General features: G+C 61.7%; 14 protein-coding genes. 11 read left to right on the top strand and 3 right to left on the bottom strand.

The annotated features are described in order from the left end of the window. Positions 1 to 11: 11 nt before the first annotated feature. From AB7008_RS19525 to AB7008_RS19490, 8 genes are all read left to right on the top strand, one after another. Positions 12 to 1,052, top strand: coding sequence for an NAD-dependent epimerase/dehydratase family protein (locus AB7008_RS19525; protein ID WP_441259321.1), 1,041 nt, complete (start codon positions 12 to 14; stop codon positions 1,050 to 1,052). A gap of 67 nt (positions 1,053 to 1,119) precedes the next feature. Further along, positions 1,120 to 2,391: a polysaccharide biosynthesis/export family protein gene (locus AB7008_RS19520; protein ID WP_248882392.1), complete on the top strand. Its 1,272-nt coding sequence runs from the start codon at positions 1,120 to 1,122 to the stop codon at positions 2,389 to 2,391. Positions 2,392 to 2,680: 289 nt separating this feature from the next. Beyond that, a complete protein-coding gene (locus AB7008_RS19515; RefSeq protein WP_248882391.1) occupies positions 2,681 to 3,343 on the top strand; it encodes a helix-turn-helix transcriptional regulator in 663 nt (220 codons plus the stop codon). Positions 3,344 to 3,582: 239 nt separating this feature from the next. Next, complete coding sequence (locus tag AB7008_RS19510; protein WP_441259320.1) at positions 3,583 to 4,806, top strand: glycosyltransferase; 1,224 nt, start codon at positions 3,583 to 3,585, stop codon at positions 4,804 to 4,806. Then, positions 4,803 to 6,059, top strand: coding sequence for an O-antigen ligase family protein (locus AB7008_RS19505; protein WP_304493666.1), 1,257 nt, complete (start codon positions 4,803 to 4,805; stop codon positions 6,057 to 6,059). Before AB7008_RS19510 ends, AB7008_RS19505 begins: the two co-directional genes overlap by 4 nt. 3 nt (positions 6,060 to 6,062) lie before the next feature. After that, the gene (gene asnB, locus AB7008_RS19500; RefSeq protein ID WP_441259319.1) at positions 6,063 to 8,051 is read left to right on the top strand and encodes an asparagine synthase (glutamine-hydrolyzing); all 1,989 of its coding nucleotides are present in this window, start codon (positions 6,063 to 6,065) and stop codon (positions 8,049 to 8,051) included. A gap of 11 nt (positions 8,052 to 8,062) precedes the next feature. Next, a complete protein-coding gene (locus tag AB7008_RS19495) occupies positions 8,063 to 9,943 on the top strand; it encodes a hypothetical protein (protein WP_441259318.1) in 1,881 nt (626 codons plus the stop codon). A gap of 137 nt (positions 9,944 to 10,080) precedes the next feature. Further along, positions 10,081 to 12,813 (top strand): AMP-binding protein, encoded by a 2,733-nt coding sequence (locus AB7008_RS19490; protein WP_441259317.1) that lies wholly within the window; start codon positions 10,081 to 10,083, stop codon positions 12,811 to 12,813. A gap of 128 nt (positions 12,814 to 12,941) precedes the next feature. On the opposite strand, the gene AB7008_RS19485 is transcribed toward AB7008_RS19490, so the two are convergent. After that, positions 12,942 to 13,478, bottom strand: coding sequence for a DsrE family protein (locus AB7008_RS19485; protein ID WP_248882385.1), 537 nt, complete (start codon positions 13,476 to 13,478; stop codon positions 12,942 to 12,944). A 232-nt stretch (positions 13,479 to 13,710) separates the two neighbouring features. Here AB7008_RS19485 and AB7008_RS19480 point away from each other — a divergent pair, with 232 nt between their 5' ends. The 3 genes from AB7008_RS19480 (at position 13,711) to AB7008_RS19470 (ending at position 18,527) form a co-directional block, all read left to right on the top strand. Beyond that, the gene (locus AB7008_RS19480; RefSeq protein ID WP_441259316.1) at positions 13,711 to 16,107 is read left to right on the top strand and encodes a hypothetical protein; all 2,397 of its coding nucleotides are present in this window, start codon (positions 13,711 to 13,713) and stop codon (positions 16,105 to 16,107) included. Positions 16,108 to 16,153: 46 nt separating this feature from the next. Next, entirely contained in the window at positions 16,154 to 17,161 is a 1,008-nt protein-coding gene (locus tag AB7008_RS19475; RefSeq protein ID WP_441261220.1) for a TAXI family TRAP transporter solute-binding subunit, read from the top strand. 679 nt (positions 17,162 to 17,840) lie between these two features. Continuing rightward, positions 17,841 to 18,527 carry a N5-glutamine methyltransferase family protein gene (locus AB7008_RS19470; protein ID WP_441259315.1) on the top strand — a complete coding sequence of 229 codons (687 nt, stop codon included), beginning with the start codon at positions 17,841 to 17,843 and terminating at the stop codon, positions 18,525 to 18,527. An 89-nt stretch (positions 18,528 to 18,616) separates the two neighbouring features. Here the strand turns inward: AB7008_RS19470 and AB7008_RS19465 are convergent, their stop codons facing one another. Both AB7008_RS19465 and AB7008_RS19460 read right to left on the bottom strand, forming a co-directional pair. Continuing rightward, positions 18,617 to 20,155, bottom strand: a complete 1,539-nt coding sequence (locus AB7008_RS19465) for an HlyD family type I secretion periplasmic adaptor subunit (protein WP_225894984.1) — start codon at positions 20,153 to 20,155, stop codon at positions 18,617 to 18,619. After that, the gene (locus AB7008_RS19460; RefSeq protein WP_248882381.1) at positions 20,155 to 21,996 is read right to left on the bottom strand and encodes a type I secretion system permease/ATPase; all 1,842 of its coding nucleotides are present in this window, start codon (positions 21,994 to 21,996) and stop codon (positions 20,155 to 20,157) included. Before AB7008_RS19460 ends, AB7008_RS19465 begins: the two co-directional genes overlap by 1 nt. Positions 21,997 to 22,017: the final 21 nt, after the last annotated feature.

Raw genomic sequence — 22,017 nt, 5'->3', positions numbered from 1 at the left:
CGGGTGATCAAATGGTGACTGAAAAGCGAACTGTGCTTCTGGTAGGTGGTGCTGGTTACGTGGGCTCAGTGATCACGGGCCATCTCCTGAGAAAGGGTTGGCATGTCCGCTGCCTGGACCAGCTCATCTACAAGAACGAGAGCTGTGCCTGGCCTTATCTGAGCGTTCCGCAATACGAGTTCATGCAAGGCGATATTCGCGATCCCCGTTTCGCCAATCAAGCATTGAAGGGTGTGGATGACGTCGTCATCCTGGCTGGGCTCGTCGGCGATCCGATCACGAGCAAGTACCCCGACGAAAGCCACGCCATCAATCGGAATGGCGTCGCGTCCTTCATCGATGCGATGCAACACCATCCGGTCGATCGGCTCATCTTCGTGTCCACCTGCTCGAACTATGGGCTCGTGGAAGAAGACAAGGCCGTCGACGAGAATTACCCGCTCGCCCCACTCTCCCTCTACGCCAAGCACAAGGTGGAGATGGAGCAGAAGATCCTGGGCCTCAAGGGAAAGGCTGGATTCAATCCAACGGTTCTCCGCTTTGCGACGGCCTTTGGTCTTTCCTCGCGAATGCGCTTCGATCTCACGGTGAACGAATTTGTGCGTGAACTGCACCTGGGAAAGGAATTGCTGGTATTCGATCCCAAGACCTGGCGTCCCTACTGCCATGTTCGTGATTTTGCCCGCGCGATCGAGGAAGTGCTCCGCGCGCCCACCAGCAAGGTCGCCTTCGAAGTCTTCAATGTAGGCTGCGAGGAAAACAACTTCACCAAGCTGATGGTCGTTGAGGAGATCATGCGGCACATTCCGCGATCGAAGGTGACCTATCAGGAGCGCGGCGCCGATCCCCGGAATTACCGCGTGAATTTCGACAAGATCCGTCGGGTATTGAATTTCACGCCTGAAATCAGCGTTCAGCAAGGGATCAGCGAAATCCTCGCTGCCTTGAACCAGGGCCTGTTCGACCACGTCGAGGAGCAGAGGCACTTCTTCGGAAATTACGAGATCTTCCTTCCGACCGCCCAAATCTCGGATTTGAAGAGAGCCGGCTGAGAAGGATCCTGTATCGGTATCCCCAAATCGCGAGCGGCGAAGGCTCGGTTGCATCGGGAGTTCGTCCATGAAATGCAAGAAGCAAGGCAGGCCCTCTTCCACCCTCCTGCTGGGTTCATGCGCAGCGGTTCTGTTTTTCGCGACAAGCGGGCTATCCCTTGCCGCGCCATACAAGCTCGGACCGGGTGATACCATCGAGATTTCGATCGGTGGCCTCCCCGATCAGCGCAACCGCACGCAGATCCAGATTGACGGTACCATCCCGCTCCCGGGAGGGGGGACGGTAGAAGTTGCGGGCCTCACTCCGGCGCAGATGCAGAACCGCATCGAGACGCTGCTGCAGGCACGGATACTTCGTCAACGCCTGACCGACGGACGCGACCAGGCATTCGTGGTCAAGCCCGGCGACGTCATGGCAAGCGTCGTGGAATATCGGCCGGTCTATGTTTCCGGCGATGTGCTCACGCCTGGACAGCAGACGTATCGGGCTTCAATGACCGTGCGCCAGGCCGTGGCAGTGGCCGGCGGCTTCAGCCTGCTGCGGTCGCGTGGCGTGCAGCCCGGCGCCACCGACCCTGCGGATCTTGTACGGGACTACCAGTCTCTCGCCACCGAATACACCAAGGAATATTTCCATATCGTCCGAACCGGCGCGGAGCTCGATGGCCGCGACACGTTCGACGCCACGCCTCCAAGCGACATTTCGCTGCCCGCGAGCGTGATCGGTTCGGTCGTTCAAGCCGAGAAGGACTCTCTGAAGACCTCGCAAAGCGACTACCGCACGGAACAACGCTTTCTGGACGACGCCGTAAAGCAGACGGACACGCAGTTCGCTACGCTCAAGAAGCAACAGGAAGGTGAAGAGAAGGGCGTGCAGGCCGACGAAGAGGAGCTCGAACGGGTCATGAAGGCGTTTGGCTCCGGCCTGCTGGCAAGTCCTCGTGTCAGCGAAAGCCGGCGCGCCCTGTTGCTGTCCTCGACCCGACGCCTGCAGACGAGCGTCGAACTCATGCGGCTCCAGCGTCAGCGTGAGGACTTCGTGCGGCAAGCGGGTCGTGTCACCAGCCAGCGCACGATCAATCTGCTCAGGGAGCAGAAGGACTCGAACGTTCGGTTGGCGGACTTGCGCGTGAGAATGCAGGCGCTCAGCCAGAAACTGCAACCCATCGGCGGCTCGGGTGCCATCCCCGTTAATTCAGGCGAGCTCAATCCGGACGTGGTCGTCGTGCGGCGGCTCGGCCAACAGTGGGACAGGATCCCCGCATCCGTCGACTTCGACGTGGAGCCCGGCGATGTGATCGAAGTCACATTACGCCCTGCGCCGGCCTTCTCGAACTGAGCACGAACAGAGGTACTCCCTTAAGAGTAAGCGAGGCGCTCCTTCGGGAGTAGCCTCCGCATACCTCCATGGCTGCTCCCGCGAGGCTTAAACCCGCCTTGCTACCCCTTCACCCCCCCTTGCTACCTCTTCGTTGATCACAACCGGGGCGATGCCCGGAAGATCGGCGACTTTCCCCCCCTCCGACGGCCGCGGGGTTACCCCCCATTCAACGTTGCCAGGCTTGGCAGAAGTTTGGAATCTTTGTGGCACGTTCACTCCATCGGGTCAGCGCGGCCGGGGGAATAAAATGTTGAACTTAAGCCAAGCATTGCCGAGGTCTACCATTGCTCTACAACGTCATCCTTCTGAATCGATATTCAATATTTCCAATCCCGTTTCATCTGCTCACTCTGAAGCCCAGAACCCCAAGCAGGACGGCTTGCGAGGGGTACTTGCACGGATCGGCTGCGGACAGGTTTTGCTCAGACGCGGCAAGGTCATCGAACTCAGTCCGGCCGGCCGCGCAATATTGGAACGCGAAGCGCGCGCGGATGCGAGCCACGAAACGCTCTATGGCGCCGTCAAGCAACTGGTCCACCGCGCCGGCGCACAGTTTCCGGCAGGCTCGACATCCTGGTTGGCGACATCCACCAAGGAAGGATTTACCGCGCTGATCAACCAGGTCGCGAATGCGTGGTCCGACGAGACCATCGCATTGATCCTGCTGGATCTCGACGCGCATCCGGAGCCTTCGCCGCGGACGCTGCAGCGGTTATTTGGATTCACCGCTGCCGAAACCCAGCTTGCTCTCGAGTTGGCGCGAGGCAACAACCTGATCGACATTGCTCGTTCGCGACGATTGAGTCGAACGACAGTACGCTCCCAGCTGGCTTCCCTGTTTGTCAAAACACAGACACGCCGGCAGGCAGACCTGATCGCGTTGCTGGGCCGCCTCGCCGTCCTGCCCTAGCGTCGACGCGGAATACGGTGTCGCGTTGTCTCGACTGGTTGAACATCGACGTGCTTCGCGGCGCGTTCAGCAAACATGCACTCGCGCCGCGTCGTCATTTCAGCCCTGTTCGAGCACGTCCGCCAACCGCTCACTTCCGCTGTCATGCGAATGAATGAAGACAGTCCGCGGCCACGTCCTAACCTGATCTTGTCAAACTTTCGCCGGGAAAACCGGGGGCCTCCGCAAAGATCAACATCTTGGCGGGATTGCTCAAAGGGCTGGAAGGAACCAACATGGCGCTGCACTTGCTCTGCGTAGGAGGCGAGGATCACGCTCTGCGTATCCCGTTCCTGGCGGCTCTGCAGAACCGCGGCCTGCGCGTGAGCGCGGCCGGCACTGGTGCAGCATCTGCATTCGCGAAGACCGAAATCCCGTATCATCAATATCAGTTCGACAGATTTGGCGTGGGCTTTGCCGATCGCGCGGCCATGGGTCAGCTGGCGCGGCTCGTGAAGAGCGCTCGGCCCGACGTGATCCAGACGTTTGATACCAAGCCCAACCTGTTTGCGCCGCTGGCGCTACGCGGTGCCGTACCGGTTGTGCGCACGATCAACGGAATGGGATGGGTATTCTCGTCGACAGAACTGAGAGCCTTGGCCTTCCGCCCCGTCTATCTGGCAATGCAGCGCCTGGCTGCTTGCTGGACCGCTGCAACGGTTTTCCAGAACAAGGCCGACAGCAGCTTCTTTCAACGACACCGCCTGCTTGGAAAGAGCTCATCTGTCATCATCGGAAGCTCGGGGATCGATGTCGGCGCTTTCGAAGCGGCGCAGGCGCGAACCGCCTCGCCTGCCGAGCTGCGCGCCGAACTCGGACTGGGCGATGCCGAGATTGTCCTGACAGTAAGCCGATTAACTATCCAAAAAGGAATCACAACGCTCCTAGAAGCGGCGAAGCTCGTGCATGAGGTCCGTCCGAATGTCCGCTTTCTGCTCGTCGGTCCGCGCGAAAGCGAGGGTCCGTTCGCCGTAGGACAGGCGTTGATCGAGGCGCACGCACCATATGTGATTGCGACCGGCGCCAGATCGGATATTCCCGCGCTTCTGGGTATCGCCGACCTCTTTGCCTTTCCGACCGAATATCGTGAAGGCATTCCCCGTGTTCTATTGGAAGCCGGATTGGCTGGCGTGCCAATCGTCGCCTCCCGCATGCCGGGGTGCGATGACGTGGTCCGCGAGGACTGGAACGGCAAACTTGTAGCGCCGCGCGACCCGCGCGCGCTCGCGGCCTCAATTCTCGACCTTCTTCAGGATTCCGCGCGAGCCAAGACGATGGGTCAACGCTCGATCAACGTGGTGCGCAAGGAGTTCGACCTAAACGTCGTCGCCGATCGCTATGCCGAGCTTTACACGCAGCTGCTTTCCCGCAGCTCTTCCAGCGGCTGGCGGGCTGCGGCGCACAGCAGCAGTGAAATACAATGATCGGCAGTGCCCTTCTTGCGCTTGGCCTCGTGCTTGGGACAGCCTCGCAGCTGCGTCTTCCCAGCTTCCCCCTGGGCATCGGGGAAGCCTGCCTCGTCCTCTGGCTCGGTCTCGCATCCCTGCATCTCCTGGTCAGTTCAAGGATTTACAACCCGCAAGCCCTGCTCTGGCTCGTTACATTCTGGGGCTGCTTTGTCTTGATTCAGAGTTTCGGGGGCTTCCTTGCATTGCTGCGCCCGGAGATCGTCGACCCAGACCTCGTCGTGCACGACATCTTCGCATATCTCCTCGTGGCGGCCCTCACTTGCCTGGTGGCTGCGACGTTGAGACCCGAGGATACCCTGCGCCAATCGCTGTGGTTCCTGATCGGATTCTGGATCGTCGCCATGGCGGTGCAACTTGCCTTGGGCTGGGGCTACCTCAGCATCACGTCGGTCGATCCATGGTATTGGGACCGGTTCCGCGGGTGGTCGGAGAATCCAAACCAGCTTGCAATCTATTGTGCGGTTTTGACACCACTCTCGCTTCACATGGCTCTGACGGCCAAGCGGTTTGGCCGGATCGTCGCAGTGTTTAGCTGCATCTTAACATTCGTCGTCGGCCGGCTGACGAAGAGCGATACCTTTCTTATCTCGATGTCGCTGTCGATACCGCTGCTCATCGCGTTACGCTTGCGAAGCTGGCTGACATCCCCCGAACATCGATGGAGTCTGCGTTTCGCAGCCGCAGCGATCGTTGTTGTGGCCATAATTCCCCTCTCGCTCTCACTGCTTCCCTACGGGGTGGCAACGGCGAATGATGTCGAGGGATTGGCCGCCGGCATGATGAAGGATCGTGGCGGTGAGGCAACGAAGGCAACCGCCAATCTGCGGCTAAGTCTTTGGCAAGACGCCTTGCACGCCGGACTGGAGTCTGGGTCGGTTGGCCTAGGGCCCGGGCCGCATCTGGAGAAGCCAACCGGAATCACGGACAAGGGAGTGGCACTCCCGGTGGAAGCTCACAGCACCCTCCTTGACGTATTCACCCAAGGCGGACTGCCTCTCGTAATCGCCATTGTCAGCCTGATTGTCGGCACGTTTGCGCTCCTGCTTCGCGCACGGCTCGACGCCTTGGCTGTCCTGATCTTTGCACTCGCCATCTTCAGCATCAGCCATTTCATTCTGCGGCACCCGACCGTGTGGTTTGCCGTCACGCTGGGCCTCATCCTGGGCTCGGATCGGCGCTCATTGGCGCATGCGCGAGTTGGAAGTTAAGCCATGTGTGGAATTACAGGAATACTTCAGACGCCGCGTGCTTCTCGATCCGCCGATCTGGCTGCGATCGGGCCGATGACGGCTCGCCTGCGCCACCGCGGTCCTGATGCGGACGGGTTCTGGAGCGATCGTGACGCCGGCGTTGCGTTCGGGCATCGCAGGCTGTCCATCATCGATCTCTCCGATGCGGGCCGGCAGCCAATGCTTTCGAGCGACGGCCGCTTCGTCATTACGTTCAACGGCGAGATCTACAACTACAAGCCATTACGGCAAGAGCTCGAGGGCGCAGGCAAGCGCTTCACCGGCAATAGCGATACGGAGGTCTTGCTGGCCCTGATCGAGAAATGGGGCTTGGAGAAGGCTCTCCAGCGCTGCAATGGCATGTTCGCAATCGGCCTGTGGGATCGCAGGAACCGCACGCTGCACTTGGCCCGCGATCGAATGGGGAAAAAGCCGCTCTACGTCGCGCGGACGTCTAGTGCGGTGGTGTTCGCGTCGGAGTTGAAGGCCATCGCGGCATTCCCCGACTTTCACCAGGAGATCGACCCGGGCGCGGTTGCGGAGTTTCTATCGCGCGGATGGTTGCCGGAAGAACAGTGCATATGGCGAGGCGTCTTCAAGATTCCACCCGGGGGCGCCCTATCGATCCGTGCCGAGGACCTCCCGGTCTGCCGGGATGCCGCAGCGCTCCAAGAGCGCGTGCGCTCCTGGTGGTCGTTGGCCGATGCCGCGCAGACGGGCCGCGCAGCGCTGGCCACTGCGGATGACCAGCAGCTCATCTCCCAGGCTTGCGATCTGCTCAAGGCCGCGGTCGCCGACCGAATGGTTGCCGACGTTCCGGTCGGATTGTTCCTGTCGGGCGGAATAGACAGCTCGACCGTCGTGGCCCTGATGCAGGCCCAATCGGCGCGCCCGGTACGGACCTTTACGATCGGATTCGGTGAGCGCGCCTTTGATGAAACGGCCAACGCCGCGGCCGTAGCGCAGCACCTCGGCACCAGCCATACCGAGCTACGTCTCACCTCCGCGGACGCCAGAGCGGTCATCCCCGAACTTCCAACCATCTGGGACGAACCGTTTGCCGATGAATCGCAGATCCCGACGCTACTTCTATCTCGACTTGCACGGCAGGACGTCACCGTTGCGCTTTCGGGCGACGGGGGTGACGAGTGCTTCGGAGGGTATTCCAGGCACGTACTTTCCGCCCGTTTAGCACCTCTGCTGAACTCCAACCGATCGATCCGGACCATGGCCGCGAGCGGTGTGGCGCTGCTCGGGCGCGGCATGCGCGAAAGCGTCGTCGAAACACTTCGTCTTCCAGGTTGGTTGCAGCGGATGACACACGGCGACCGGATCAACCGCCTGGCAGACCTTATTGGCAGCAACGACGTCGGCGAGATGTACCGTCGGTCGACGCGGCTCTCCGAACTGCAGTTGACGCGAACCCAGGCAGGCTCGGAGCCGGATTCGATCCCGCCGCTCAACGATCTGCTGTCTGATTTTATCGTTCGGGATATGCTTGGATATCTCCCGAGCGATATTCTCGTGAAACTCGATCGCGCGAGCATGGCCACGAGCCTGGAGGCTCGCTGCCCGCTTCTGGATCATCGCGTTGTCGAGTTCAGCTGGGCGCTGCCGAACTCGGCGAAGGTGCGTCATGGTCAGGGAAAATGGCTCCTGCGCCAGGTCCTTGGCCGCTACCTGCCGCGCCACCTCTTCGAGCGACCGAAACAGGGCTTTGACGTGCCGATCGGCTCCTGGCTGAAGGGACCGCTTCGTTCGTGGGCGTCGGACCTCCTTTCGGAGTCACGTCTTCGCAACCAGCATCTCCTGGACGTTTCCCGCGTGCAGGAGTGCTGGCTTCAACATCTTAGCGGTCGTCGCGATTTCTCACGACCGTTGTGGGCTGTCTTGATGCTGCAGTCCTGGCTCGACTCAGCAGTTACTTCCGGGCCGTCGCAAACAGCGGACGTGATGGAACCGGCGCAGTAGAGGAGCATGCGATGGAAGCGTTCACTAATAAACGGATTCTGCCGGTGACTGTCCTGTCCCAGGGCCGGTCACAAGGCGACGAGCCACCTCCAGATGACGCCATCGCGGCATTCAAGCATGTCTTCGAGAGCATCAGGCGATACAAGCTCTTCATTGTCAAAATGATCGGCGCGGGCGCGCTGCTCGCGGTGCTCGGTAGTATTTTCATGTCGCCCACCTATCTCGCAACGGCGCAGCTTGTCGTGAGCGCTCGAAGCGGCGGAGCGGCCGACAATGCCGGAGCACCCGGCAATTCCGCGCCGACTGGCGGTTCGGACGACCCGACGATCGATACGCACGTAACGGTTATGTCATCCGATGCGTATCTGCGGCGACTCCTGCCGGCACTGAGGATGCTCGACAACTCGGCCAACGAGAACGGTTCGGTGCTCCGCACTGCGTTGTCAAAGATAAAGGGGTTCCTCTCCTTTCGGAAAGACCCGAGCGACGGCGCGGCGGTGGCAGCATTGAAAGGGCGCCTGAAGGTCAGCCAGGAGCGCCGGTCCAGAGTTATCAGCGTCATTGCCAGCTACCCCAATCCACAACGGGCCGCAGACGTCGCAAACCTAGTCGCCCGATCCTACGCTGACGAGCTTATCCGGCAAAAGCGGGCTGTGGAGCTCCAGGCTCTGGACGCCATCGCAGCACAATCGGCGAATGTTCAGCGCGAATTGTCGACGGCGAAGGCGGAATGGGACGCCAGTCACTCAGGTCCGACCTCGTCATCACCGGCAGCCGCACAGGCGGCCGCCGCGTTGGAGTGGAAAATCACCACGCTGGCGCAGCAATATGAAACACTGATACGGAAGCGGCAGGATCTCACCACGAAGGGCGTGGTCGCCGAGCCAGACGTGACCGTCATTGCGGACGCCTCGCCACCCGACTTTCCGAGCTCGTTGAACCCGTTCCTCCTTGTTCCACCGATCACGATTATCTTCGCGCTCCTCGCATGTCTCGTCGCGATCATCCTGAAGCACTTCGATCGAAGTCTGCACTCAGAGGCGGAAGCTGCAGAGGCATTGGACATCCCGTGCGTCGGGTTGATCCCCTCGATCCCGCCCGAGCTCAGCATCTCGCCGCAGCGCTTCGTAGAGCAATCGGCTGTCTCGCATAACAGGGCCGTTCGCTCGACCGTCGTATCTCTCATGGCCGCCGATCCGGTCTCTCCACAGACGCCGCATGTCATCCTTGTGACATCCAGCCTGCACGGTGAAGGCAAGAGCGCGATCGCCTGGAGTTTCGGCTTTTGTGCGGCGCAACTCGGACAGCGCGTTCTATTCCTGGATTTCTCTCAATTGCCCCGGCGCGTCGGCGGTGAGGCTTCAGATCTCTTCAAGCTGTTGGCGCACGACGGAGCGGCCGCCAAAGCCATCCAGCACATCCCTGAGCTCGGAATCGACTACATATCGTCGAGATTGTCCGAAGGCAGTCGCCTGGGGCCGTTGGCGGGCCCGAAGGTCGCCTCGCTGTTCGAGCACTTCAGGAACACCTACGATCTCGTCGTCATCAACGCACCATCGCTGGATGATGCGCCGGAAGTGCGCCTCCTCGCCTCCTGGGCGGATCACGTTCTACTTGCCGTCCGCGCCGGGAGCACGAGCCGCGACGTCGTGCGGAGCACTTTGACCCGGTTTGCCGGGACGTCGGATCTCGATTCACGTGTCAATATCTGGTGTGTCCTGACGCACGGCGTACCGTCCGAGCCCACGCCCTCGGATCTGGAGCCGTCATCAACATCGACTTTGATGCATTACTATCGCCGCTTCAGAACGGCGGCGGTACGGTGGACAAGCATCGAACCCGCAATCAATGTTTCCGACCACGCTGAATCTGGCCTCAGACCACGGCAATGACCCCAGGCGGCTTGGGTTAATCACCTAGGTCTTTCGATATGGCAGGCAGCCGATCGACCAGACGGTGCCTGCGAAACCAGCATCCTTCGTTTGAAGTATGCGTGCCCAGGCCTGATTAAATACATTGGGACAGCAAAATGACGGGTGCGGTGATGCGGCTTCAGATATCTGGCGATCCGTCGGGTGATCCATGTGACGCCCTTGACGCGCACCTGCCCTCGACCGTTCAGCAAGCTCCAGCGACGCTGAGCTGGCTGCGCCCCGTGGAAGTCCCGCTCGATCTGAACGGTCCGGTCGATCGATCATTCGATCCCCTGGAAGCCGGCTTTGCCTGCGTCCCCGCGATCGAACACCTGATTGCGGTGACGGCGAAGTTCGCCGACAGGGTCGCAATCAGCGACGGCAATCACAGCTTCACCTACGCGCAGCTGTTGTCCCGAGTCTTGACCCTGGCCCAGGCGATCAGCGCGCTGATCCCGGAGCAGGAAGCCGTCGGATGGGTATTGCGCAGCTCGGCCTGGCAGCCGATCGCTATGCTGGCATGCATGGCGGCCGGACGAGTCCTCGTCCCACTCAATCCCCGCGATCCAGTTCAGCGGCTCACGGCTATCGCCGCGGCCGCCCGGATTTCCGTGCTGATCGGGCAAGACGGCGACAGCTCCGCCGGGTGGATCCCACAGCACGGCCTGCGCTGGCTCGACGTCGCCGGCGCCAGCGACCCTTCCGGAGCGACTTCAACACTCCCCCGGGTTTCGGTCGATGCGCCTGCCGTAGTGCTCTATACCTCCGGCAGCACCGGAGCTCCGAAGGGAGTCGTCAACAGCCAACGCAACCTGCTCCAGCGCGTCCAGCAATATGTGGACGCCTGCCACATAAGTGCGGCAGACGTCTTCATGCCTCTGAGCGGCCCCACCACGATCGCCGGTTGCCGGGAGATGCTGTCGGCTTTGTTGACGGGGGCAAAGCTGCACATCGTGGACGTCGAGGCGCTCGGATTGCGCGGCGTTCTTCGCCAGATCACCACGCAACAGGTGACGATTACATACGTTGTACCTGCCCTGGTGCGTGCACTGATCAACGCAAGCCGGCCAGGCGATCTCGACTCGCTTCGCATGATCCGCATCGGCGGGGAGAAGGTCCTGTGGACCGATATCGCGCTCGTTCGGCGAGCGATCCCACCGGGTTGCTTCATCCAGGTCAGCTATCTGTCGACGGAAACCACGGGCACCCAGTGGTTTCTTCCCAAGCAATGGCGCGAGGACGGCGTCAGCGTTCCTGTTGGCTACCTGCTTCCCGGCATATCGTACGCCGTGGTCGACGAAAGTGGGAAGCCCGTCCCGCACGGTGAAGTCGGCGAACTGATGATCAAGAGCAGGTACGTCATGCTCGGATATTGGGAAGACGGACGGCTTTCTCCAGCATCGCCCTCCCCGGATGACCCAAAATCTCGCATCTATCAGACCGGCGACCTCGTCATCGTGGATACGCACGGACTGATGCGGATCGTCGGACGGAAGGGACGCCAGCTCAAGATCAACGGCCAGCGTGTCGAGCCGGCCGAGCTCGAGAGTGCGTTGCGCAAGCTCACCTATGTGAAGGACGCTGTCGCCGTCGTGACGGACGCGAACGAGTTGGTCCTGTTTGCATCACCGGCCGATCCACAACAAGCGCACTTCCGGACCGACGTTCGCAACAGCATCCGGCAGGCTGTTCCTGCGGCTTTGCATCCGACCAGGCTGCACGAGATACAGGAGATGCCTCGCCTTCCAGGAGGTAAGATCGATCACGCCAAGCTGAAACTGCTCGATCTCGAGAGCAAAACGACCTCGCCCGCGCCTGTGCCGACGATGCAAGGAATGGCCGAGGCCAACAGGATCGTGCAGCAGGTGTGGAGCAGCATCCTCGGCGTGCCGGAAGCCGCTGGACGCTGGGATGAGGCCGGCGGCGATTCCCTAAAGCTCCTGCGCTGCGTCATGGATATCGAAGACCTCATCGGCCGCGAAGTCAGCATGGAAGCGTTCACGGTCGATATGAGCGCTGAAGACATGATCCGGGCTATCGCGACGGTCGAGCCACCGGTGCGGCAGCGTCTAAACGACCAGATTCTCCCGGGTCTTGTCATACTGCCCGGCTCCATGGGCTATGGCCCGAGCATGGCCGCATTTGGTGCTCAGCTCGGCAAGGTGGCGCGGGTGATTCCGATTCGCTATCCAGATCTGAACTGGAGCCTCGCGGGACGCGATTCCGTGCAGGAGATGGCCGCGATGGCCGTCGAACAGATCAATGCAGCCCAACCACGCGGCGACGTCCGAATGATCGGATATTCCCTGGGCGGCGGCGTCGCCTTCGAAGTCGCAAGCCGGCTGATCGAACAAGGTCGTGCAGTCAAATTCCTGGGCATCCTCGACACCAATGTCGGCCCTCATAGAGCAAATCACCGAGAGGCCCTTTCTCGCACGCTACAGCGGATTCGATCCCATCGAGTGACGATCTACCGCATGTTTTGCCGCTCCGTGGCGAAGTTCGCCGCTCGCTTGGGCCAGGAGGTTCGATTCTGCAAGCTCATCGACGCCATTACATGGCCTCGCCTGGCAAACACGCGCTTCATGCTCAGGCTCGAGCTCGAGGAGATTCTCCGGATGCGCGCGTTCGGACGCTGGGTCGAGGATGCCAAGCCTCGTCTAGCCATCAAGGGAACTGTCTTTGCCTGTCATCGGCCAGGCGTGACACCGCGCCTCGGATGGGACTCCCTGTTTGAAGAACTGGACGTGATTCCGATCGCCGGTGGACATCTCGATCTGGTGGTCGAGCCCCACCTCTCGATCAATCGACCCGTCATCGAGCGCGCGATTGGGGCGTCCTGCTCCTGATCCGCAACACAATGCTTTTTTGAGGGCCGGTCCTGCCCACCACAGGACAACGCAGAGAGATCACGCGGGTTCGGCTCAAACCTGGCTCGAACCCGCCGTCTCGCGCTTGGGAGTGCCGCGTACGATCATCAGGGCCGCAGGTAGCTCCAGCCTTGCTCCTGAAGCTCCATCAAGCGAACAACCCCGGATTTGGTGACCTTCGCTTGCGTGATGAGAGGCACTTCTTTGCCCTCATTCTTGGTCATGTTCTCTCGTGTATTTCCACAGGCCGAGAACGTAAGCTCAGGCGTTGTTTCGCTCATCATTTTGATGCGCCCCTTCACAGGCGAGGTATCGTCTCGCAGCATGTGCAGTCCTGGCCCGTATGCGACGACTTCGACTTCGACCTTTTGACTGAGGTCGCCGTAGTGCTGAACGACGTTGCTGACGTTGTTGAGAGCGAGATTCATGACGGCCGGATCGTTGACGTCGACATGGACGACAAGTCGATGCGGCGGCTGCTTCCGAGGTGTCGCAACACCCATCTTGGCATTTGCGTTCCTGGCGGTGGTGCCGGGATTCTTGGTGGAGAGGGCGGATTGCGCAGAACCGCGGGTTTCGATGCCGCTAATGAGGACCAGTCCGACAGCCGCCACGCCGGCAAAAATGGCAAATGATCTGCTCATGACTGTGCTTCCTGCGTGTGTGACGAAGCGTGCACGTCGCAAGCTATTTAAGCGTAACCGTGGGGGCAAGCAGCTTTGGGCAAAGCTCGGTCCGATCTACTTAATTCCCATCGTCGGCGCACTACTCCATTTTGGCTACCGCAACTGCGACATCGACATCGCGTCGATGAAAGCGCCGTCATAAACGACATGCCACGATCGCTACCAAGCATCATGATCCCTACCAAGCATCATGATCCCTACCAAGCAGCTGGGCGTCTCTATGGGGGTACACGGAATCGACCTGTCGAAAGGAACAGCCGTCGCGCTGACCACAGCCGCGCGCCGACCCAGGCACCGGCAATTTGCGTTCCGCGGACTCGGATCGCTCGACATCGCTGACGGCTCGCGCGCATGCGACAGAGCCGGCCGGCTCATGGTGGTTCTGATCACCTTCTTTCTGCCGGTTCTGACCGGCACTGCCGACGCCAAATCCCAGGACGACGGCGACCGTGGTGCCTCCTACATCACACCGGCGATGCTCGATCAGTGCAGGTGCACGCGCGGACCAGAGCAGATCGACGGGATCAAACAAAGGCTGAAGCTCGCCCAACGCGCGGACGAGGTGCGACCCGTCGCGACACAGCCCGCTGGAAGCAGGCCCGCCTCGCCCGGATCGCGCGGAGCGAGGACCGCGACCGAGCAGCCCCGCGCGGCTGCCGATGCCCCTGCGCAGGAAATGACGTCTACGCCGCCCTCGGCGTCAAATGCAGCTCAAGCAGTTTCCGAGACGGAACGGCTCAACCAGAACCTGCTGCTGGATCAGGAGCGGCAACGAGCGAACAAGCTTGCGCGCGAATTGGCTGCGGCGCGAGTGGAGCTCGACGCGGCGCGGCAGACCCAGACGCACACTGTCCGCGCCATGGAGATTGGTATTCAGCAAACGCAGGCGCTCGAACAGGAGCGGGAAAAGACAGATAACCTGTCACGTGAGATCTCCTTCCTGAAGGCGGAGCTCGACGTCGCAAGGGTTGCGGCTTCAAAGGCCATGCAGGCGCCCGAACCCGAGCCGAAGCAGGAGCGTCCGGTCGACCGACGGAATGGGGCCAAACGCTTTGCCCTCCAGCTTGCCTCGCTTCGCTCGGAGCTTGAGGCTTCGCGCGGCGCAGCATCCGAAGCCACGAAGTCTGCCGCGGCGGAGGCTACACAAAGGCAGGCTCTCGAGCGCGAACTAAAGCAGGAGCAGGACAAGACAGAAGCCCTGATCAGCGAACTCGGCACCCTTCGGAACGCAGCCTCCGAGACCGCAAGGGTCGGCGCTGCAGATGTCGATCAAAAGCTGACGCTGACGCGCGAGCTCGAGAAGCAGAGGGGCAGAGCTGAGAGCGCGGACCGCCAGCTGCAGTCCCTTCAGGCTGAACTCCGTGCAGCGCAAACCGCGAGCTCTGAGTTGGGTGCGGCCCGAGCTGCAGACGCTGAGCAAAAACTGGCACTGAAACGAGAGGTCGAGAAGCAGCGGGACAAAGCTGAGAACGCCGACCGCCAGCTACAGCCCCTTCAGGCTCAACTCCGTGCAGCGCAAACCGCGAGCTCTGAGTTGGCTGCGGCCCGAGCTGCAGACGCCGAGCAAACACTGGCACTGAAACGAGAGGTCGAGAAGCAGCGGGATAGAGCTGAGAAAGCGGACCGCCAGCTGCAGCCCCTTCAGGCTGAACTCCGTGCAGCGCAAACCGCGAGCTCTGAGTTGGCTGCGACCCGAGCTGCGGACGCCGAGCAAAAACTGGCACTGAAACGGGAGGTCGAGAAGCAGCGGGACCGAGCTGAAAGCGCGGACCGCCAGCTGCAGCCCCTTCAGGCTGAACTCCGTACAGCGAAAACCGCGAGCTCTGAGTTGGCTGCGGCCCGAGCTGCAGATGCCGAGCAAAAACTGGCACTGAAAAGAGAGGTCGAACAGCAGCGCGGCCGAGCGGACGCTCTCGCGCGCGAGGCGGCGTCGCTGAAGGATCAACGCGACCTGGCGCGGGCTGAAGCGTCGGAGGCTGCACGAGTCGCCGAGGCCGCTGCAAAGGCCACAACCAAGCGCGAAAAGGAGCAACCGGGCAACGGCGCGGCAATGCTCCCAACGTTCGCATCCGTCCGGGATCATCTGGCCGCATGGAATGCTTCCACGGTTGTAGCGACGCCCTCGCGTGAACCCACCGGCCGCGCACCGAGCCAGAGCAGCCTCCAGCCCGCTGCTTCGCCTCGGCCCGCACCGTCAACCTCCGCCCCGATGCCACCGAGCGCACAGGTCGCAAAGGGGACTGCCCTGCCCGGCGCCGACTCGAAGGCCGTGGCTTCGGTGGAGCGACAGGCCGCCGCGAGCGGAGCACCCCGCCCGCTTGCGAACGAGGAACGACTGCTCGCGCGCGCCAGCGCATTGTTGCGGCAGTCCGACATCAACGGTGCCCGCGGCTTGCTGGAATACGTGCTTGGACATGGCAGCGCGCAAGCAGCCTTTATGCTGGCCGAGACTTACGATCCGCACGTTTTGCAATCTTGGGACGCTCGCGGCGTCGCCGGCGATTCCGCGAAGGCGCGCGAGCTTTATGAACGAGCCCAGGCCGGCGGCATTCGAGATGCAGAAGGACGGATCAAGGGGCTCAGATAGCTGCTGGAGCGAGCCCCGGAAGCCAGACCAGAGAGTGGAGAGGCCCATGTCATTGAGTAAGCTCGCGTTCACGGTCGCATTGGCACTGGTCGGCCTGCAGCTTGCTGCCAATGCCCAATCTCGTTCGCCGCGCGACCCGCCGCGGAATACCGATACGGCCGCAAAGGAACGTATCAATGCATGGACGGTGGGGCTCGCCGGAGGACTTATCGAGGGCGCACCGCTTCGGCTCGCCGCGGAGATCGCACGCGTCGCCAACGAGGAGGACAAGCTTCACGTCATTCCGATCGTGACGACCGGTGCGACCGAAAACGTCAATTCCCTGCTCTATCTCAAGGGCGTTGATGCTGCGATCATCAACATGGATGCCCTTGACGAGTACAAGGCACAGGTCCCGTCGATCGAAAAGCGCATCGTCTATGTTCTCAACCTCTTCCCCGCCGAGTTGCACGTCTTCGTGCGTCCCGAGATCAAGTCGCTCGACGACCTCAAGGGAAAGAAGGTCAACTTCAACACCCAGGGTACGGCAGCCGCATATTCTGGTCCGCTGATCTTCAGCCGGCTGGGACTGAACGTCGAAAAGATGTTCATTCCCCACCAGGTCGCATTGCAGCAGATGAAGAGCGGCGAAATCGCAGCGGTCGTCTTCATCACATCAAAGCCGGTCGACGCCTTCTTGAAAGGACGTTGGGATGATGGCTTCAAGTTCCTGCCGATCGAATACGACCCCAGATTTGAAGACTATTATCTTCCGTCGTCCCTCGATTCAAAGGACTATCCAAACCTCGTGCCTGCCGGCAAGCGGATCGCGACCATTGCCGTCCCGACGATTCTTGCCGCCTATAACTGGCAGCCGCAGACCGATCGCTATCGGCGCATGGTGCGCTTTGTTGACCACCTGTTCGGACGGCTCGACCGGCTGCAATCCGCTGGCTTCGATACAAAATGGAAGGACGTGAATCTCCGCGCCAGCGTCCCCACTCTGGCCCGGTTTGGTCCGGCGCAGGACTGGCTCGATCGCTCGCCCAGCGCGACAGTCGGATTATCGCGATGAAGCGAACCGGTACCCTCGCGCCCATCTTGCTCGCGGGTATCGGTCATCTAAGCTGCGCGCAAGCCGGCGACACGCCGGATCGTTCCAGGGCATGTACGCAGTTTCAGGGAATGGAGCACATGACATGCGTCGACGAGCAGATTGGGGAAGCACCTGAGCAGTCCTTCCAAGCTCCGCCGCCAAGTCCGAACTGGATCTTGAGTGAAACGACATCACCGGTGGACCACAAGCCACAGATCGCCGCCCGGACCACCGCAAGAGCCGGCGCGAAGGATGGGCCCTCCTCGCTCTCCATTCATTGTCGCGCCAATCGGACCGAGGTGTTGCTCTCCGCGGCGAGTTCCTGGACCAAAACTCCAGGCATCGACATGAGGGTCGTATTCCAGATCAATGATCAACCGCCTGTCGATCAACGGTGGAGGGTTGCTGATGGCGGACGAAGTCTCGCCTTCCCGGGCGACGCCGTTCGCTTGATAAACTCCATGCCAGGGGTGGGCCGGCTTCTGACCAAAGTGTATGCTGGAACAGCTGCGCCCTACGAGGAGACATTTGAACTGACAGGTCTGGACGCCGTTCGCCGAAGATTTGCAAAGGTCTGCAGCTGGCCGCCCAGCTGAATAGCCGGAGCTCGGGCTGAACGGCTGACGGGGAAGGCGTCAACACGTGAGGTGTGAATGCGATGAGCGAGACGATCAATGTAGCGCAGGCTTACGAGCGAGGACGTACCCAGTTCATGGGAATCGAACTGCAGGTTGCTCCCGGCGCGCTGGTGCCCCGGCCAGAGACGGAGTTGCTTGGCAGGACCGCGGTTGAAGCACTGCGCCGAGCACACCTCCCCTCGCCGCGGATCGTCGACATGTGCTGCGGCGCCGGCAATCTTGCATGCGCGATCGCGCTCAATATTTCCGACGCTCGGGTCTGGGCGAGCGATCTGACTGACGGCTGTGTCGAGCTTGCGCGACGCAACGCCGAGAACCAGTGCGCCGAGTCCCGCATCACCGTGCTCCAGGGCGATCTGTTCGAGGCTCTCGCAGGCCTGCAACTCGAGCAAACGATCGACATGATCGTCTGCAACCCGCCCTATATCTCGGAAGCCCGGCTCAAAGGCGATCGCGCCTCTCTGCTCACAAACGAGCCGCGCGAGGCGTTCGCCGCCGGGCCCTACGGACTGAGCATCCATATGCGTGTCACGAAAGACGCACCTCGCTACTTGCGGCCGCGAGGACTTTTGTTGTTCGAGGTGGGCCGCGGCCAGGATCGGCAGGTGGCAACCCTGCTCGAACGCAACGACGCTTACGAAAATGTCAGCGTGGTCTTGGACGACGCGGGCGCCGGTCGCGTCGTCATGGCGTACGCGAAGGGATAGCCGGGTTCGAGCACGTCCCCCACAACGACCGTCGGCGTTGCAGCATAGCACCCTGAACCCAGCGGCCCTTGCACGGGGCGGCCAGCGAATCAGCTCTCCCGCATCCCGCGCCGGATCGCGTCCGTGATCGGCTGGGTCAGATAAGCAAGAATTGTGCGTTCGCCGGTTGCGATCAGGACGTCGGCCATCATGCCCGGCTTGAGCTTCTCACGGACTTTCTCGGGGAATTGCGTCACCTGGACCGAGACTTTCACCTCATAATAGGGCTGATGGGTGGCATCGTCGCGAGCGGCGTCGGCCGAGATCGAAAGAACCTCGCCGAGAGCGATCGGAGTGGAGCGCGCCTTGAACGAGGGAAGCCGCACCTCTGTCGGAAGGCCGAGCTGGACGTGGTTGATATCAAGCGCCGACACCCTTGCGGCCACCACGAGAACGTCGTTGTCCGGCACGATCTCCATCAGCACGTCGCCCGCCTTGATCACGGCGCCGATCGTGTGAACCTTCAGGTTCACGATCCGCCCCGATCGCGGTGCGCGTACTTCCATCCGCGCCAGAACGTCGACCGCGACGCGCAGCTTCTCCCGCGCATCAGCAAGCTGGGCGCGCGTGTCGGCGAGCTTGCCGGTCGCTTCCTCCAGCACCTTCTGTCCGACCTGGTCGATCTGGAGCCGTGACTCGTCGATGATGCGGCCGTAGCGAGCGATATCCGCTTCATAGGCGCCGATCTTGCCCTCGAGATCGGCTCTGGAGCGCTCAAGCGTGGCGACGCGCGCGAACGGTACGATGCCCTGATCAACGAGCGGCTTGAGCTTGGTGTATTCCTGGCTCACACTGTCGAACTGCGCGCGCGCGCCCTTGTTTTGCGCGGTATTTCCCTGGATCTGCCGTTGCGCCTGCGCGATACGCTCCTCGAGGATCGAGATCTCGATCTTTCGCGCAGCACGACGTTCATCGAATCGCCGCTTCTGGTCACCCATTGCGCGCATCGCGTTCGGATCGGAAGCCTTCTGGAGCAGCTCGGCCGGAAACGTGATGCTGTCCTTTCCTTCGGCTTCCGCCTGCAGGCGTGCCTCCTCGGCAACCGCGGAGTACACCGCCGAACGAGCGATCTCTTCCTTGGCCCGCTCCTGGGTCGGATCGAGCCGCAACAGGACCTGACCTTCCGCCACATGAGCATCGCCTGTGACCAACAGGTTCTGGACGATTCCACCCTCGAGGTGCTGCACCACCTTACGGTCGCTCTCGACGACGACGGAGCCGGCCGCCACCACGGCACCATCGATCGACGCGAGAGCGGTCCAGCCGCCAAATACGCCGAAGGTCAGGAAGACGACCAGGAAGCCTCGCCGCGCGGGTGTCTGCCAATCGCCCGACGGATCCTCATCGTTGCCCATTGCCCCCCGGGGCCACAAGGTCGGCAGTTTCGCCTTCGCAAGATGGACCAGCTTGGCAAGATCGACCTGCTTGGCAAGACCGACCAGCGATCTTGTCATGGTCTCCGCCTTCGCAAGGAGTTTGATCGGAGGTTGCGGCTCCTGCACCGCTTTATCTGTTTTGTTGAACTGCTTCAAAAGCTCGGCCAGTTCGTCGTGAAGAGCGTCCGGTCCCCGCCGCAACAGATTATCCATTATTGCCTCGTCGCGTGCGCCTGACGCACTTGATTTGAAAGCTGTGCCGGACGGTGAGCGCCATCGGTTCGATGGTTGCCGTCAGCATGGTGATGACGATCGGCGCGATGATGTTCGGCGGGCTCGCGCACGTCGCGCCGCATCGGCGCAACTGTTTTGCCGAGCAGTGCAGGCAGCATTTCATCGCGCGTGCCGATTTGCCCGAGCCGTCCCTCGTGCATGAACACGATCTTGTCGACCGCAGCGAGCAGGTTCGGGCGGTGATTGATGATCACGATCGTCACCTTGCTTTGCCTCAGCCGCTGGATCGCATCGGCGAGCGCGCGATCGCCGTCGCCGTCGAGATTTGCGTTCGGCTCGTCGAGCACCACCAGCACCGGCTTGCCGAACAGCGCGCGGGCGAGCCCGATGCGCTGCCGCTGACCGCCGGAAAGACCTGCGCCGTTATCCCCGATCACGGTGTCATAGCCCTTGGGAAGACGCTGGATCATCATATGCGCCGACGCCAACTGCGCCGCCTCGACGACCGCTTCGTCGGAGGCGTCGTCGCGGAAACGTGCAATGTTGTCACGCACGGTACCGGCGAACAGTTCGACGTCCTGCGGAAGGTAGCCGAGGTTCTGTCCAAGGAAATTGGGATCGAAATGCCTGACATCGTTGCCGTCGATGCGGACGCAGCCGTGCACCAGCGGCCAGGCACCGACCAGGGCCCGCGCCAACGACGATTTTCCGGAGCCGGACTGGCCAACCACGGCGACGACTTCGCCAGGGGCCAGTCGGAACGACACGTCGGCGATGGCCGGCAATTGCGATCCGGGGACGAGCACCGTCGCGGCCTCGACGGAGATTTCACCGACCAGGGCCGGCAGTCGAGTCGGCTGTCGCTCAGTCGCGCGGTTCGCAAGCGCGCGGTCCAGCCTGGCATATGATGTGCGCGCGGCAACCAGCGCCTTCCACTGCGACACCGCAGCCTCGACGGGCGCGAGCGCGCGTCCCATGATCAGCGAAGCGGCGAACAAAACGCCCCCGGAAATCTCTTGCTGGATCGCGAGATAAGCGCCCACTCCCATGATGGCCACCTGAATCGCCATGCGCAGGAATTTGGAGATGGCGAGCAAGGTCCCGCCCCGTTCTCCGGCCGTCGCGCTTTCCAGCAGCGCCTGACCATGAGTTTCCGCCCAGGCACCGCGGACCGCAGGTCCCATTCCAAGCGCGCGGATCGCTTCGGCGTTGCGCAGCGAGGAGGTCAACCGGTCCAGTGCGTGAAGGTTCTTCGATGCGGCCGCATTCAACGGCGCCTTCGTGACACGCTCGTTGAGGAAGGCGAGCGTCAGGATGATCATCGCGCCGATCAGGGCGACCAGGCCGATCAGCGGGTGGAGTAGGAAACACATCGCGAGGAAGATCGGCGTCCACGGCACGTCCATCAGCGACGTGATGACGCCCCCCGACAGCACCTCACGCAAGGTGTCGACATCGCGCAGCAGCTGAACATGATGCGAGCTGCTCGTGCTCAGCGCCTGTCCGAGCGCGGTCTCGAACGTCTCGCCCGAGACGAACCGGTCGAAGCGCAACCCGGTTTGCACGAGAACCCGGCTGCGAAAATGCTCGAGCGTCGCGTAGCTGATGAAGAGCACGAGCGCGATGAGCGAGAGCAGTAGCAGCGTCATCCCGTTTCGGCTCGTCAGCACCCGATCGTAGATCTGCATGGTGTAGAGCGGCGACACGAATACCAGCAGATTGATAAATATGGATAGTCCGCCGGCCGCGAGCAGGCCGGGACGTATCCGACGGAAAGCGTCCGCGAGCGCAGACTGTTTTGCCGAAGCGTGCATGTGCATATCCGGGCCACCCTTGGCCGG

Origin of the sequence: Bradyrhizobium sp. 521_C7_N1_3 (assembly GCF_052075975.1) — a bacterium.
GTDB classification, from domain to species: domain Bacteria; phylum Pseudomonadota; class Alphaproteobacteria; order Rhizobiales; family Xanthobacteraceae; genus Bradyrhizobium; species Bradyrhizobium japonicum.
Note: the sequence above shows the minus strand (reverse complement) of the source record. Positions and strands in the feature narration are given on the sequence as shown.

Bases quoted from the DNA above. Each gene is read 5' to 3' on its own strand.
- AB7008_RS19525 (WP_441259321.1), top strand. From the start codon at position 12: ATGGTGACTGAAAAGCGAACTGTGCTTCTGGTAGGTGGTGCTGGTTAC.
- AB7008_RS19520 (WP_248882392.1), top strand. From the start codon at position 1,120: ATGAAATGCAAGAAGCAAGGCAGGCCCTCTTCCACCCTCCTGCTGGGT.
- AB7008_RS19515 (WP_248882391.1), top strand. From the start codon at position 2,681: ATGTTGAACTTAAGCCAAGCATTGCCGAGGTCTACCATTGCTCTACAA.
- AB7008_RS19505 (WP_304493666.1), top strand. From the start codon at position 4,803: ATGATCGGCAGTGCCCTTCTTGCGCTTGGCCTCGTGCTTGGGACAGCC.
- asnB (WP_441259319.1), top strand. From the start codon at position 6,063: ATGTGTGGAATTACAGGAATACTTCAGACGCCGCGTGCTTCTCGATCC.
- AB7008_RS19495 (WP_441259318.1), top strand. From the start codon at position 8,063: ATGGAAGCGTTCACTAATAAACGGATTCTGCCGGTGACTGTCCTGTCC.
- AB7008_RS19490 (WP_441259317.1), top strand. From the start codon at position 10,081: ATGACGGGTGCGGTGATGCGGCTTCAGATATCTGGCGATCCGTCGGGT.
- AB7008_RS19485 (WP_248882385.1), bottom strand. From the start codon at position 13,478: ATGAGCAGATCATTTGCCATTTTTGCCGGCGTGGCGGCTGTCGGACTG.
- AB7008_RS19480 (WP_441259316.1), top strand. From the start codon at position 13,711: ATGATCCCTACCAAGCAGCTGGGCGTCTCTATGGGGGTACACGGAATC.
- AB7008_RS19475 (WP_441261220.1), top strand. From the start codon at position 16,154: ATGTCATTGAGTAAGCTCGCGTTCACGGTCGCATTGGCACTGGTCGGC.
- AB7008_RS19470 (WP_441259315.1), top strand. From the start codon at position 17,841: ATGAGCGAGACGATCAATGTAGCGCAGGCTTACGAGCGAGGACGTACC.
- AB7008_RS19465 (WP_225894984.1), bottom strand. From the start codon at position 20,155: ATGGATAATCTGTTGCGGCGGGGACCGGACGCTCTTCACGACGAACTG.
- AB7008_RS19460 (WP_248882381.1), bottom strand. From the start codon at position 21,996: ATGCACATGCACGCTTCGGCAAAACAGTCTGCGCTCGCGGACGCTTTC.